Origin of the sequence: Dermacoccus sp. PAMC28757, from assembly GCF_014302635.1 — a bacterium.
Classification (GTDB): Bacteria; Actinomycetota; Actinomycetes; order Actinomycetales; family Dermatophilaceae; genus Dermacoccus; species Dermacoccus abyssi.
This window is the reverse complement of the sequence record NZ_CP060292.1, coordinates 208,448-222,841: the sequence shown is the minus strand read 5'-3', so window position 1 is coordinate 222,841 and position 14,394 is coordinate 208,448. Positions and strand designations below refer to the sequence as shown.

Below are 14,394 nucleotides of genomic sequence, written 5' to 3'. Positions count from 1 at the left end.
GGCTCAGGAAGCGGGCTTGAGCACGTAGCCGGCGCCGCGCATCGTGTGGATCATCGGTGCGCGGCCGGCGTCGATCTTCTTGCGCAGGTAGCTGATGTAGAGCTCGACGACGTTGGCCTGGCCGCCGAAGTCGTAGTGCCACACCCGGTCGAGGATCTGAGCCTTGCTCAGTACGCGCTTGGGGTTGCGCATGAGGAAGCGCAGGAGTTCGAACTCCGTTGCGGTGAGGGTGATCTCGTCGCCGCCGCGCATCACTTCGTGGCTGTCCTCGTCGAGGGTGAGGTCGCCGACGCGCAGCAGCGAGCTCTCCTCCTCCTGCAACTGGACCGAGCGGCGCAGCAACGCGCGCACGCGGGCCACGACCTCCTCGAGACTGAAGGGCTTCGTGACGTAGTCGTCGCCTCCGGCCGTCAGACCGGCCACCCTGTCCTCAACGGCATCGCGCGCGGTGAGGAAAAGGACCGGCAGCGTCGGGTCCTCGTCGCGCATACGCCGGAGCACCTCGAGGCCGTCGAAGTCGGGCAGCATCATGTCGAGCACGACGGCGTCGGGCTTGAACTCCTTGGCCGTCTTGACGGCCGCGTTGCCGGTGGCGGCGCTCTTGATGTCCCAGCCCTCGTAGCGAAGGGCCATCGACAGCAGTTCGGTGAGGTTCGACTCGTCGTCGACGACGAGGACCCGGACGTTCGTGCCGTCGGGGCGCTTCAAAGCGGGGGCAGCGGGGCTCATGTCACTCAGTGTCGCCCCGGCGGCTATGCAGTTCCAAGGTCGTTTCTGTGACGTTCCTGTGCGTGGACGGTGGGTCGGCCCGGGCGATGAGCATGGTGAGGTCGTCGAGAACGTCCTCGCGAAGCTGGTCCAGTTCCGCTGGGCCCAACTCGGGGTGGCGACGATCGGCGCGCAGGAGGACTCCGTCCACGAGCAGTTGGACCGATGAGGGGTCCTCGGTGAGATCACCGCGGTATTGCGCGGTGCCGCGGGGCGGCACGCTGCCATCGAGATCGAGCCACAGCGCACGGCCGGGGCGCAGGAAGAGCAGCACAGCGTTGGCAACGCCCGGCACGCGTGAGTACGCGAGCGGACCCTGCCAGGCCTGGTGCGTGAGGGAGCGCACCTCGACGAACTGCGTCAGGCTCAGCACGAGTCCTCGAACGAACACCATGAGCGCCACGAGCCCGACCACGAGGGCGATGTTTCGATGCTCGTCGTAGTGGTGCCAGCACAGGGCCAACGTCGCGAAAGATCCCGCAGGAATCGGATAGAGCCTCATCCGGTTGATCAGCCCCCGAACCCCAGTACCGGCGTGCGAGGGGGTCGTCGAGGGCTGCGGGGCGATGCTCTCCTCGAGGTCGGCGAGTTCGGCCAGCGTCAAGTGCTCCATGGCCGCGATGTCCGCGCCCTCGGCGTCGTCCGAGGCGATCGGGAAGGGGATGAGGCTCGTTCGACGGCGCGGTAGGACGGCGCGCCAGAGGCCGGAGACCACTGCGACACCGCCGGCTCCGGCTGCCATGAAGAGACTGCCGAGTGTCGGCTCCGACAAGCCCAAGTCGTCGAGGACGATGGCGTAGTCGCTCGCCAGCAGCGCGACGGCTTCCACCCGCGCGCCCACTCGAGGCTCGTCGACCATGACGCACGACGACACCTGCTCGCCGGCCGCCTTGCCGGCCGCGTCGCTGAGAACGAAGGTGCACAAGGTTTCGTCGATCTCCGGGTCGGCGACGGTCTTGGTCACCGTCACGGTTTCTGTGTGACCGAGAGCGACAACGCCTGCCATCCCCAGCGCAGTCAGCACGAAGGCGCCGGCTAGTGCACCCCAGAATCGGGGGAACAGCAGCCACGCCCAGGTCGTGAGGGGAGCTCGCTGCGCCGTTCGTGAGGCTCGTCGAACGACCGTGGCGAGGCCCTCGCCGCCGAACAGTTCCGGACCGTCGTCACGGCCTTCGAGGTTCCAGCCCCACGGGGCATCGTCCGGTTGTGCAGTTGCGCGACGTGTGGCCGTGTCGGTGGCGGCAGGTGGTGTGGCGATGACGAGTCGCCGTCGGGGCTGCCACAGGACGACTCCTCCCTTGTGGGCGATCGCCCGCACAGCCCTCGGGGGATAACCGTCGAGCCGGCTGACCAACGCGCTGCACCCGCCACTTTCGCAGCCGGAGAAGTCGATGTCGTACCGACGCAGGGCCGCGCGTCCCAGGAGCAGCGTGACGATGAGAGCTGCGAGGAACCCGGCCAGGAAAGCGATGACATCGAGGGGCACGATGCATTGTACGGCCGACTCGCCCCGGAGACCGGCCTCTACACGCCACCGCCCCCACCCGCGGCAGGCGGGAGGGGGCGGCGAGGACCAGCGCGGGTCAGCGGGTGGCGAGCACCTTGCGCAGACTCGGGCGCGGGTCGGGAGCCTCGAGGCGCGCGGCGTCGGAGGCCTCGTCGGTCTCGAGCTCCTGCGACTTGCGCTCGGCCTCGACGCGCTCGACGTACGACGTGATCTCGGCGTTCTTCGTCTCGTCCGACCAGCCGAGCAGCGGCGCGATGATGTCGGCGACCTCCTGCGCCGCGTCGGCGCCGCGGTGCTTGGTCTCGATCGACATGCGCGTGCGGCGGGCGAGGACGTCCTCGAGGTGCAGCGCGCCCTCGTTCGTCACGGCGTACGCGATCTCGCAGCGCAGGTACTCGTCGGCGGCCCCGACGGGCTTGAGCAGCGACGCGTCGTCCTGTGCCAGCTCGAGCACCTCGTACAGACGCGAGCCGTAGCGGCCGAGCAGGTGCTCGATGCGCCACTCCGGCAGGCCGGACTCGGCGGCCAGCTCGTGCTTGAGGTTGAGCATCGCGGCGTACCCGTCGGCGCCGACGAGCGGCGTCACCTCCGTGACCGAGTTTTTGATCGGGCCCAGGTCCTCGGCGGTCGCGTTGACGGCGTCCTCCGCCATGACACGGTAGGTCGTGTACTTGCCGCCGGCGATCGAGATGAGGCCCGGCTGCGGGCGCGCGACGGCGTGCTCACGCGAGAGCGCCGAGGTGTCCTCGCTCTCGCCCGCGAGCAGCGGACGCAGGCCGGCGTACACGCCGAGGATGTCGTCACGCGTGAGCGGCGAGGCGAGCACCGTGTTGACGTGCTCGAGGATGTAGTCGATGTCCTTGCTCGTCGCCGCGGGGTGGGCGACGTCGAGGGCCCAGTCGGTGTCGGTGGTGCCGATGAGCCACTGCTGACCCCACGGGATGACGAACAGCACCGACTTCTCGGTGCGCAGGATGAGGCCCACCTCGCCGGCGATACGGTCGCGCGGCACGAGGATGTGCACGCCCTTCGACGCGCGCACGCGGAAACGGCCACGCCCACCCGTCATCTTCTGGATGTCGTCGGTCCACACACCGGTGCAGTTGATGACGACCTTGGCGCGGACCTCGAGCTTCTCGCCCGTCTCGACGTCACGCACGACGGCACCGACGACACGGTCGGCCTCGGTGACGAGTTCGACGACCTCGGTGGAGTTGCGCACGATGGCGCCGTACTGCGCGGCGGTGCGCGCCACTGTCATCGTGTGACGCGCGTCGTCGGCCTGCGCGTCGAAGTAGCGGATCGAGCCGACCATCGCGTCCGGCTTGAGACCCGGGAACAGCTTCATCGTGCCGCCGCGGGTGAGGTGCTTCTGGCGCGGCACCGAGCGGGCGCCGCCCATCTGGTCGTACATCGCGATACCGCTCGCGACGTACGGGCGCTCCCAGGCGCGGTGGCTCAGCGGGTAGAGGAACGCCACCGGGTGCACGAGGTGCGGAGCGATGCGCGTCAGCATGAGCTCGCGTTCCTTGAGCGCCTCGGCAACGAGAGCGAAGTTGAGCTGCTCGAGGTAGCGCAGGCCGCCGTGGAAGAGCTTCGACGAGCGGCTCGAGGTGCCGCTCGCGAAGTCGCGGGCCTCGACGAGGCCGGTACGCAGGCCGCGCGTGACGGCGTCCAGCGCGACGCCCGCGCCCGTGACACCACCGCCGATGACGAGGACGTCGAGTTCGCGCTCGCCGAGCTCGCGCCACGATTCCTCGCGGGCCTGCGGGCTCATCTTCGCGCTGTAGGGGTGCATCGTCATGGGTACCTCCGAAAGGGGAGCGACGGGTCTCACGGGCGCCGCGCGGAACGCGGCTTCCCCTCCACCTTAGACCGCTCGAATGGACGTTTCCCGAATCCGGAGCGTGGGCCTTTCGTCACACGACGAACGGAGAGCGAAGCCTTCGTCGCGCCCGCTGCGGAACCCCCGGCGACCTCAGCCCACCGCGTAGGGTACGAAACGAGCATCCCCGGGGCGCGCCCGTCACGGGATCCTTCAGGAACGGAGAACGCATGTCACTCGGACAAGTCTTCTTGAGCGAAGTCCTCGGAACGGCGATCCTCATCGTCCTCGGTGTGGGTGTCGTGGCCAACGTCCTGCTGCCGAAGAACGGCGGCTTCGGCGGCGGCCCTCTCATGATCAACATCGGGTGGGGCTTCGCCGTCTTCTCCGGAGTGTTCGCCGCCTACAAGTCAGGTGCCCACCTCAACCCCGCGGTGACCCTCGGCATGTGGGCGAGTGGCGCCGACACCTACGCCAAGGGCGTCGACATCACGGCCGCCTCGACACTCACCTACGTCGCCGCCCAGTTCGTCGGCGGCTTCATCGGCGCCGTCGTCGTGTGGATGGCCTACAAGAAGCAGTTCGACGAGCACGAGGACGCGCCGACGAACGTCTTCTCCACCTCGGCCACCGTCCGATCGCCGTTCTGGAACGTCATGACGGAGGTCGTCGGAACGTTCGTCCTCGTCTTCACGATCCTCGTGTTCGCCAAGACGCCGAGCCAGGCCGGACCGCTCAACGTTGCTTTCCTCGTCGTCGCCATCGGCGTCTCGCTCGGTGGTCCGACGGGCTACGCCATCAACCCGGCACGCGACCTGGCGCCGCGCCTTGCGCACTTCCTCCTTCCCATCCCCAACAAGGACGACTCCAACTGGAGTTACGCATGGGTGCCGGTCGTCGGCCCCGTCATCGGAGGCCTCATCGCAGGCTTCGCCGCCAATCTCTACATCGGCTGACCCGTTCGGGGCAGACTCGACATCAACCGCCAACGCCAACTCGACGCACGAGGAGCAGAACATGGCTGAGAAGAAGTACGTCGCATCCATCGACCAGGGCACGACGAGCACGCGCTGCATGATCTTCGACCACGACGGCAACGTCGTCGCCGTCGGCCAGATGGAACACGAGCAGATCTTCCCCAAGGCCGGCTGGGTCGAACACGACGCGGCCGAGATCTGGGACAACACGCGCAAGGTCTGTGCCGAGGCGCTCGCCAAGAAGGACCTCGACTCCGACGACATCGCCGCCGTGGGTATCACCAACCAGCGCGAGACGGCCGTCGTGTGGGACAAGAAGACGGGCAAGCCGGTCTACAACGCCATCGTCTGGCAGGACACGCGCACCGACGCGATCTGCAAGAAGCTCGCCGGTGACGACGGCGCCGACAAGTACAAGGACGTCGTCGGCCTGCCGCTCGCCACGTACTTCGCCGGCCCGAAGGTCATGTGGATCCTCGAGAACGTCGACGGCGCTCGCGAGAAGGCCGAGGCCGGTGACCTGCTGTTCGGCACGATGGACACGTGGGTCATCTGGAACATGACGGGTGGCACGAACGGCGGCGTCCACGTCACCGACGTCACGAACGCCTCCCGCACCATGCTCATGAACCTCGACACGCTCGAGTGGGACGAGTCCATCGCGAAGGACATGGGCATCCCGATGTCGATGCTCCCGGAGATCCGCAGTTCGTCCGAGGAGTACGGCAAGGTGCGTCACCGCGGCGTCCTGCGCGGTGTGCCGATCGCGGGCGCGCTCGGCGACCAGCAGGCCGCCACGTTCGGTCAGGTCTGCTTCGAGCCGGGTACGGCCAAGAACACCTACGGCACCGGCAACTTCCTCATCCTCAACACCGGTGAGGAGAAGGTGATGAGCAAGAACGGACTGCTCACCACCGTCTGCTACCGCATCGGTGACCAGAAGCCGGTCTACGCGCTCGAGGGCTCGATCGCCGTCACCGGTTCGCTCGTGCAGTGGCTGCGCGACAACCTCAAGCTCATCAAGGACGCGAAGGAGGTCGAGAAGTACGCCAAGGAGGTCGACGACAACGGTGACGTCTACGTCGTCCCGGCCTTCTCCGGCCTCTTCGCGCCGCACTGGCGCAGCGACGCTCGCGGCGTCGTGGTCGGCCTCACCCGCTTCGCCAACCGCGGGCACCTGTGCCGCGCGGCCCTCGAGGCCGTGGCGTACCAGAGCCAGGAGGTCGTCAAGGCGATGAACGCCGACTCCGACGTCGAGATGACCGAGCTCAAGGTCGACGGCGGCATGGTCGTCAACGAGACGCTCATGCAGTTCCAGAGCGACATCCTCGACGTCGAGGTCATCCGCCCGAAGGTCAACGAGACGACGGCCCTCGGTGCCGCCTACGCGGCCGGCCTCGCCGTAGGGTTCTGGAAGGACCTCGACGACCTGCGTCGTCAGTGGGCCGAGGACAAGCGTTGGAAGCCCTCGATGGAGGACGACGAGCGTCAGCGCCTGCTGGGGCGCTGGAGCCAGGCCGTCGAGCGCACCCTCGACTGGGCGGAGTGACCTGTCGGCGGCGCGGCGTGTCGGGGCACCGCTGCGCCGCGCCCGCCTAGGGTTGAGCCATGGTCGTCATCAGCGTGTGCAGCCTCAAGGGCGGGGTGGGTAAGACCTCCGTCGTCCTCGGGCTCGCCGACGCCGCGATGCGCAAGGGGCTCGCGACGCTCGTCGTCGACCTCGACCCGCAGGGTGACGCCACCTATGCCCTCGGTGCCAAGGCCACCGGCAGTGCGAGTGGTGACGTGCTGGAAAGCCCGAAGCGCAAGGTGCTCGAGCAGACGATCGTCGCCTCGGGCTGGGAGGGTGCGGGGGAGCTTCACGTCCTGCCCGGTGCCCCGTCGACCGCAGCGCTCGATCGCCCGGACGCCCAAGGGGAGAGCCTCCACACGCTGCGCAAGGCGCTCGGCAAGCTCGACTACGATCTCGTCCTCATCGATGCACCGCCGTCGCTGTCCGGCCTGACGCGCAGCGCGCTCGTCGCGAGCGACCGCGCCATCGTTGTCGCCGAACCGGGGGCGTTCGCCGTCAATGCTGCGAACCGACTCTTCGCCGCGATCGACGACCTGCGTCGACGTGAGGCGGGCGGGCTGCAACCGCTCGGCATCGTCGTCAACCGGTTCCGTCCATCGGTCCGCGAACACGCCGAACAGGTGAAGGTACTGGAGCGGACCTTCGGGCCACTCGTCCTCTCACCTGTCCTGGCGGATCGGGCTGTGGTTCAGCGGGCTCAGGGAGCACGCCAGCCTCTCAGCGCCATCGCCGGATCGGCTCCGATGACGGACGCTTACGCTGCGCTGCTGTCACGCATCGGACGCACGGCCAAGGCCCTTCGCCGGCGCACGTCCTGAGCCACCTCGGGCGCATTTCGTCAGGTGACATGCAACCTGTCGGTCGGGTGTGCGTCTTTCTGTCATGAGGACGATCGACCGCGCGGGCCAGGCACCCGCTTGCGCGGACACTTGGGTCGATCGGCTTGCCCCGGCCCGCGTTCCTCGCCGACACTGGATGATGGGGCATCGTCCGAATCGCCCTGCAGAACATCGGCGTCGGCATCTGCCGTGTGATGAGGGGAGCGGGTGCATGACTTTCGTCCATGCAGCGCTTCCGATTCCCCCGGCGCCCTGGTGGGCCATCTCGGAAGGGGCGCGAAGCGCTCGTTCGGAGCGCGCTGCGTCGACCGGTGACGACGCGACCTCGGGGGCGAACACGTCCTCGCAGGGCTCTCCCCCGGACGAGGTCGACCTCGACGCCCTGTACGTCAGTTCGTACCACGACATGGTGCGTCTGGCTCGTCAGCTGGTCGACGACATCGAGTCGGCGCAGGACGTCGTGCACGACGCCTTCCTCGGTCTGCACCGCAACGTCGACTCCCTCGAATCGCCCGCGAACGCCCGCGCGTACCTGCGTGCGTCCGTGCTCAACCACGCCCGCTCGGCGCTACGGCGTCGCCGCACCGCCCGCGAGTACGCCGCTGCTGCCGAACCCGAGGCCGGGCCCGGCTCCGACGAGCCCGTTCTTCTGGCCGACGAGCACCAGCAGGTGCTCGGCCACCTCGACGCGTTGCCCACCCGCATGCGCGAGGTTCTCGTGCTGCGGTACTGGGAGGGGCTGAGCGAGGTCGAGATCGCGTCGACCCTCGGGATCAGCCAGGGCACGGTGAAGTCGCAAGCCTCACGCGCCATGGCCAAGCTCGCCCAAGCGATGCGAGACGCCGATGGCTGATCTTCGACCCGACGAGTTCGCCGCCCTCGAGCAACAGTTGCGTGATGCGCTGTCCGCTCGGGCCGCAACCGTCACTCCGTCCGCCCTCGACGCCGGTAAGGCCGAGGCTTTGCGCGAGGCGCTGAACGACCCGTCCGGGGCCGCCGCCGGATCCGGTGCGGCCGGAGCGCCGGGCGCCGGCGGAACGGTGAGCACTTGGGCCGCCGGCGCCGCGCTCGTGGGCCTTGCCGCGACCGTGGCGGCCGGCGTCGTCCTGCTGGACGACGGTGCCGCCTCGAGTTCCCGTGGACCGAACTCCTCCTCGAGTGCGCCGGCCGATCCGTCGTCGTCCTCCACGGACACTCCCACCGCGTCGTCGACGGCGTCCGCGACGAGTCAGCCGACCTCGACGTCCACCTGGGCGACGAGCGCCCCCCGCGCGAACGAGCGCGCCGCCTCCGAGCGAGGGAACAACGGCCCAGTCGTTCCGTCGGGCTCCTCCGCGGTCACCCTGCCGCGCCTGCCAGGCTTGCCGTCGGCAGGCGGATCCCCGTTGCGCACAACGATGCCGGGCGCCGCAACGCCGACGGGTTCGGCCACCGTGCCGACGTCCGCGCTGCCGCCGGTGCCGTCCGGTTCGGCGACGGCTCCCGCACCGGGCACTTCGACGTCGCAGGCTCCCACGTCGACCGCTCCCGCACCCTCGGATTCGTCGAGGAGCGGACCGAGCACGACGCAACCGACGTCGCCGACCACCGAACCCACGTCGAACCCGACGAGCGAACCGTCGCAGCCGACGACGTCGAACCCGACCACGCCGACCACCGAGCCGACGCGTCCGTCGGAACCGACGAGCCCCTCGCCGTCGACTCCGACGAGTGAGCCGACGCAGCCGACACCGTCACCCACGTCGCCGACGACCACACCGACCCCGCCGACGACGTCCTGGCCCAGCACATGCGTGCCCTTTGGCTTGCGTGACCTGCTGGGTGACCCGAAGAACGGGCACTCGGTGTGGTGGACGGATCTGCTCGGGATCCGCTGGCACCTGTGGTGTTCCAAGGGGTGATCAGCCCGGGTCGACCTCCAGGACGGTGAGCCCCGCCCGCGCGACCATGTTGTGCTCGATGCGGCGGGCGTTCGTCTCGTCCGAGCCGAGAGCGTGCGCTCGAGCGTCCTCCGTGCTGCGCCCGTAGCGCTCGTGACGTTCCACGAGTCGGGTACGGCGAGTCGATTCGTCGGGCGTCAGGACCCATGCGGTGTCGAAGAAGTCGGCGAGGTTGCGCCACGGGTGCTCGTCGAGCAGCAGGTAGTTGCCCTCGACGACGACGAGACGGTGTTCGGGGCGAATCTCGACGGCGCCGGTGACGGCGTCCTCGATCTCGCGCCTGAACTCGGGCGCCCAAACGGACGGATCCCCGGGCCGCTGCCCCGCGATACGGGCCACCAGGGCGACGAAGCCTTCGGCGTCGAACGTCTGGGGTGCTCCCTTGACCTGCGCGAGGCCGAGTCGTTCCAGTGTTCGGTGCGCGAGATGCCAGCCGTCCATCGGGACGACGATCGCCGACACGTCGCGGTTCTGCGCTTCCGCGAGCAGGAGCTCGCAGACGGTGGACTTGCCTGCGCCGGGTGCGCCTGCCACAGCGAGGACGACCCGGTCGTGCGGTGACGTGTGCAGCGCCGAGAAGAGCCCTTCGCGGGCCTCGGCGAACGGGATCAGTTGATCGTCACCTTCTGCGTCGAGGACTTGCTCACCGGGCCCGAGTCGCCGCAGAAGTACGTGGTGGTCGTGACGGTGTACGTCCCCGCGGTCGCGTAGGTGTGGCTCTGCGTCGGCAACTTGTCGGCGAATGCAGCGAGGGGCGACTTCGGTGCGCACTGGAGCGCGCCGAGGTCGGCGCCGTCCATGTCGCTGCCGTCACCGAAGTCGATCGTGACGCCACGGCTGTTCGGCGCCGCGATGACCGCGTTGTTGAGCTGCGAACGGTAGAGGTGCTGCTTGCCCGACGCGCTGTACGTGTAGGAGAGGGTACGACCGTTCACCGACGTCACGAGACTCTGGGTGGCGACGGCTGCGCCCGTCTGAGGGCCCCCGTCAGGAGTGGTGACGTGTACAGACGACACGGGGGTGTTCTCCAGTGCGGACTTCTTCACCTGCGTCGGGGTGGGCGCCTTCCCCTGTGCTGTGGACGGCGAGACGGACACGTGTCCCACGGCGGAGGGCTGCGAGGAGCTCGATGGGGTGGCCGTGCTCTCGCCCGAGGTGGAGCTCGCCGCGGCGGACGACTGCGTCGAGCCCGATGAGTTGGTGCTCGTGCCGGTGGAACTGCTCGTCGAGGACGACTGCCCGGCCCCCGAGGTGGCGCTCGAGGTCGAAACGGACGTCGAGGTCGCGGAGGACTGCCCCTCGGCGTCGGGTGAGGAATTGCCGCAGGCCGCGAGAGCGAGCGGCAGCGCGAGGGCGGCGGCGGTCAGGGCGAACGAGCGTGACATCGGTTTCCTCGGGGAACGGGGACGTGCGGTTGACTTCGAGCGTACGGGGCGTACCTGCGAACTGTCCGTAGGACGCTCGGTGGGCGGACGGCGGAGATGACGCAACCTCCCGCTCGCGAGCAGCGAACGGGAGGTTGCGTGACCGACGACGGTCAAGTGACGGTCGGCCGGGACCGCCACGTCTGATGGGCTCAGGCGCCGAGGCGCTCCTTGAGGCCGTCGAGCTCGACCTGAAGCTGAACCGGGAGCTGGTCGCCGAACTTGGCGAACCACTCCTCGATCTGCGGGATCTCGGCCTTCCACTCCTCGACGTCGACCGCGAGGGCGGCCTCGAGCTCGGCGTCCGTCATGTCGAGGCCCTCGACGTCGAGCGACTCCGGCGTCGGAACGTGACCGATGGGCGTCTCGACCGCAGCGGCCTTGCCCTCGATGCGCTCGATGATCCACTTGAGGACGCGGCTGTTCTCGGAGAAGCCGGGCCACAGGAAGTCACCGTTGTCGTCACGGCGGAACCAGTTGACGTAGAAGATCGCGGGCAGCTTGCTCGCGTCGGCGTCCTTGCCGACGTTCACCCAGTGCTGGAAGTAGTCGCCGGCGTTGTAGCCGATGAAGGGCAGCATGGCCATCGGGTCGCGGCGCACGACGCCGACCTGGCCGGTCGCGGCGGCCGTCGTCTCGGACGAGAGCGTCGCCCCCATGAAGGTGCCGTGCAGCCAGTCGCGAGCCTCGGTGACGAGCGGAACCGTCGTCTTGCGGCGGCCACCGAAGAGGATCGCCGAGATCGGCACACCCTGCGGGTCGTTGTACTCGTCGGCCAGGATGTCGCACTGCTCGATCGGAGTGCAGTAGCGGCTGTTCGGGTGGCTGGACAGCTCGTCGCTGTCGGGCGTCCAGGGGTTGCCCTTCCAGTCCGTGGCCTTGGCCGGCGGGTTCTCGAGACCCTCCCACCAGACGTCGCCGTCCTCGGTGAGCGCGACGTTCGTGAAGACGGAGTTGCCCTTGTTGATCGTCTTCATGGCGTTCGGGTTGGTGTGCTCGTTCGTGCCCGGCGCGACGCCGAAGAAGCCGAACTCCGGGTTGACGGCGTACAGGCGGCCGTCCTTGCCGAAGCGCATCCAGGCGATGTCGTCGCCGAGGGTCTCGACCTTCCAGCCCGGAACGGTCGGCTTGAGCATGGCGAGGTTGGTCTTGCCGCAGGCGCTCGGGAAGGCCGCAGCGATGTAGTAGACCTGGTTCTCCGGGGAGATGAGCTTCAGGATGAGCATGTGCTCGGCCAGCCAGCCCTCGTCACGTGCCATGACCGAGGCGATGCGCAGCGAGTAGCACTTCTTGCCGAGCAGGGCGTTGCCGCCGTAGCCGGAGCCGAAGCTCCAGATCGTGCGCTCCTCGGGGAACTGCACGATGTACTTCTCGTCGTTGCACGGCCACGCGACGTCCTTCTCGCCGTCGGCGAGCGGGGCGCCGACCGAGTGCAGGGCCGGGACGTAGCGGGCGTCGTCACCGAGCTCCTCGATGCGGTCGAGGATCTTCGTGCCACAGCGGGCCATGACGCGCATCGACGCGACGACGTACTCGGAGTCGGTGATCTCGACACCGAACATCGGGTGCTCGGCCTCCAGGTGACCCATGACGAAGGGGATCACGTACATCGTGCGACCCTTCATGCAGCCCTTGTAGAGGCCACGCATGATGTCCTTCATCTCGTTCGGGTCCATCCAGTTGTTGGTGGGCCCGGCGTCCTTCTCGTCGACACTGCAGATGTAGGTGCGGTCCTCGACACGCGCGACGTCCTGCGGGGAGCTGGCGGCGTAGAACGAGTTCGGCTTGATGTCCTCGTTGAGGCGCGTGAACGTGCCCGTCTCGACGAGCTTGTCCGTGATCTGCTTCCACTCCTCGTCCGAACCCGTCACCCACTGGATGCGGTCGGGGGTGGTCATCTCGGCGACCTCGGCAACCCAGGCGGCAAGGCCCTTGTGCGTCGTGCCGCCGATCGTCTCGATGTCAGTCGTAGTCATTGGATCGGCCATCCTTTGTGCGAGCGGGCCCGAACGGGATCTCCGTTCGTCACCCGAGTCATCGCTGTCGTCGGTCGTCCCGGCGAGCAACCGAGTTCGAGGAGTCGAAGGGGAGCGCCCGGTGGGACTCCTCGAACGTACGGGTATCTCGACGTCGAAATATACGTGGCCGAGGGTTCCAAGTTGTGACGTGGCTCACAAACGCATGGTGCGCTGTTGGGTTTCTGCCACCAATGTCGGAAATGTTCATTAACGGTTCGAGAATCGAACATTTACCGCCATCAACGTGACGTGCGGCACGGGGTGCCGAGGCGCGACGACGGGTCCTGGGATGGGGTCGGGCGACGAACCCCCGACCTTGGGGGTTTTGCAGCCGAACGGTGTGGTGTTGGCTGCGAAACTCACAACGTTGGGTGATTCGCCCTGAGAGCCGGTCTTGTCGGCATCCTCGTGGGCTGTGGATAACTTTCGCGGTGGTCGGCGCGAAATCGCGACGCTGGAGGTATGGCCCCTTCTGCTTCCGCCTCTTTCCCCTCGTCCGGGGCGCGTCCCTCGCGCCAGAGCGTGGCAGCTCGTCGACGTGCTGCCCTGGACAGGTTCGGCGCGCTCCCGTTCACCTCGGACGAGGCTCTCGCAGCAGGGCTGAGTCGGAGCGACCTCGACAGCGCGGACGTACGCCGTCTGTTCCGGGGTGTCTTCGTCGATGCCCGAGTGCAGGTGGGGCACGGGCTCCGCTGCGTCGCAGCGGTCCGACGGTGTGGTGAGGGCGCGCGGATCTCGCGACTCGATGCGGCGCTCCTGTGGGGTCTGCCGGTGCCGTGGTCCGAGGGCGTGTCGGTGAGCATCCCGGCGAGCCGGGACGTGCGCGGTGCGGGACTCGTCGTGCACCGTCACCTCCGAAACTCGAAGACGTCGAGCATTTGGGTTCCCTCGGTGCGGTTGCGGCTGCCGACTACGGCGCCGGTCGACCTCGTGCGTGAGTGTTTGCCCCGGCTGTCGCTCGTCGACGTCGTCGTGCTCGCGGACGCCGTTCTCAGGCTGCCCGGGGTGGAACCCGGAGTCGGCGCGTGCGTCGTGGTCGTCCAGTGGTGCGGGGCCAGGGCGCGCACGAGACCTGGTGAGGCTCGTGGATGCCGGTGCCGAGTCGGCCATGGAGTCGCGGCTACGGGTCCTGCTCGTGTTGGCGGGGTTACCCCAGCCGGTCGCGCAGTTCGAGGTGGTGGCTTGCGGGCGTCGTCGAAGGCTGGATCTCGCGTACCCGGATCTCAAGATCGCGATCGAGTACGACGGGGACCACCACTACGTCACTGAGGCTCAGAAGCATGCGGACATCGAGCGCGAAATGTCCCTGCGCACCGAGGGGTGGGAGGTCATCCGCGTTGTGTCCCACGGCATCTACCGCGACCCGGCCGGAACGGTGAAGGCAGTCGCCGCGGCCCTGGAGCGCCGCGGCCGTTCGGTATGGCTGTCGGACGGTTGGCGCCCCCACTTCCGACAGCTCGCGTAAAACCCCCGACCTTGGGGGTTTTGCAGCCGAAGGGATGCTGCGTGGCCCTAAAACTCCC

General features: G+C 68.3%; 13 protein-coding genes. 6 read left to right on the top strand and 7 right to left on the bottom strand.

The features are described 5' to 3' along the window. Window positions 1-3: 3 nt before the first annotated feature. The 3 genes from H7F30_RS01000 to H7F30_RS00990 all read right to left on the bottom strand — a co-directional run bounded on the left by H7F30_RS01000 (window position 4) and on the right by H7F30_RS00990 (window position 4,079). Entirely contained in the window at window positions 4-729 is a 726-nt protein-coding gene (locus H7F30_RS01000) for a response regulator transcription factor (RefSeq protein WP_129663938.1), read from the bottom strand. A gap of 1 nt (window position 730) precedes the next feature. After that, window positions 731-2,254, bottom strand: coding sequence for a hypothetical protein (locus H7F30_RS00995; RefSeq protein WP_129663940.1), 1,524 nt, complete (start codon window positions 2,252-2,254; stop codon window positions 731-733). Window positions 2,255-2,351: 97 nt separating this feature from the next. Beyond that, a complete protein-coding gene (locus H7F30_RS00990; RefSeq protein WP_129663942.1) occupies window positions 2,352-4,079 on the bottom strand; it encodes a glycerol-3-phosphate dehydrogenase/oxidase in 1,728 nt (575 codons plus the stop codon). A 251-nt stretch (window positions 4,080-4,330) separates the two neighbouring features. Here H7F30_RS00990 and H7F30_RS00985 point away from each other — a divergent pair, with 251 nt between their 5' ends. The 4 genes from H7F30_RS00985 to H7F30_RS00970 all read left to right on the top strand — a co-directional run bounded on the left by H7F30_RS00985 (window position 4,331) and on the right by H7F30_RS00970 (window position 8,342). Continuing rightward, window positions 4,331-5,056 (top strand): MIP/aquaporin family protein, encoded by a 726-nt coding sequence (locus H7F30_RS00985; protein ID WP_047310580.1) that lies wholly within the window; start codon window positions 4,331-4,333, stop codon window positions 5,054-5,056. A gap of 61 nt (window positions 5,057-5,117) precedes the next feature. Continuing rightward, window positions 5,118-6,626, top strand: a complete 1,509-nt coding sequence (glpK, locus tag H7F30_RS00980; protein ID WP_047310579.1) for a glycerol kinase GlpK — start codon at window positions 5,118-5,120, stop codon at window positions 6,624-6,626. A gap of 59 nt (window positions 6,627-6,685) precedes the next feature. Beyond that, the gene (locus H7F30_RS00975) at window positions 6,686-7,468 is read left to right on the top strand and encodes a ParA family protein (RefSeq protein ID WP_187036175.1); all 783 of its coding nucleotides are present in this window, start codon (window positions 6,686-6,688) and stop codon (window positions 7,466-7,468) included. A 232-nt stretch (window positions 7,469-7,700) separates the two neighbouring features. Further along, window positions 7,701-8,342 (top strand): RNA polymerase sigma factor, encoded by a 642-nt coding sequence (locus H7F30_RS00970; RefSeq protein WP_082128628.1) that lies wholly within the window; start codon window positions 7,701-7,703, stop codon window positions 8,340-8,342. A gap of 375 nt (window positions 8,343-8,717) precedes the next feature. On the opposite strand, the gene H7F30_RS00965 is transcribed toward H7F30_RS00970, so the two are convergent. From H7F30_RS00965 to H7F30_RS00955, 3 genes are all read right to left on the bottom strand, one after another. Continuing rightward, window positions 8,718-9,278, bottom strand: a complete 561-nt coding sequence (locus tag H7F30_RS00965) for a hypothetical protein (protein WP_187036174.1) — start codon at window positions 9,276-9,278, stop codon at window positions 8,718-8,720. Window positions 9,279-9,390: 112 nt separating this feature from the next. After that, window positions 9,391-9,999, bottom strand: a complete 609-nt coding sequence (locus H7F30_RS00960; RefSeq protein WP_255464993.1) for a nucleoside/nucleotide kinase family protein — start codon at window positions 9,997-9,999, stop codon at window positions 9,391-9,393. Between the two features lie 38 nt (window positions 10,000-10,037). After that, complete coding sequence (locus H7F30_RS00955; protein WP_187036172.1) at window positions 10,038-10,364, bottom strand: hypothetical protein; 327 nt, start codon at window positions 10,362-10,364, stop codon at window positions 10,038-10,040. Between the two features lie 61 nt (window positions 10,365-10,425). On the opposite strand from H7F30_RS00955, the gene H7F30_RS00950 reads away from it, so the two are divergent. Then, window positions 10,426-10,914 carry a hypothetical protein gene (locus H7F30_RS00950; protein WP_165357876.1) on the top strand — a complete coding sequence of 163 codons (489 nt, stop codon included), beginning with the start codon at window positions 10,426-10,428 and terminating at the stop codon, window positions 10,912-10,914. 91 nt (window positions 10,915-11,005) lie between these two features. Here the strand turns inward: H7F30_RS00950 and H7F30_RS00945 are convergent, their stop codons facing one another. After that, a complete protein-coding gene (locus H7F30_RS00945; RefSeq protein ID WP_156170128.1) occupies window positions 11,006-12,829 on the bottom strand; it encodes a phosphoenolpyruvate carboxykinase (GTP) in 1,824 nt (607 codons plus the stop codon). Between the two features lie 1,117 nt (window positions 12,830-13,946). Between H7F30_RS00945 and H7F30_RS00940 the strand changes: the two genes are divergently transcribed. After that, complete coding sequence (locus H7F30_RS00940; RefSeq protein WP_187036170.1) at window positions 13,947-14,336, top strand: endonuclease domain-containing protein; 390 nt, start codon at window positions 13,947-13,949, stop codon at window positions 14,334-14,336. Window positions 14,337-14,394: the final 58 nt, after the last annotated feature.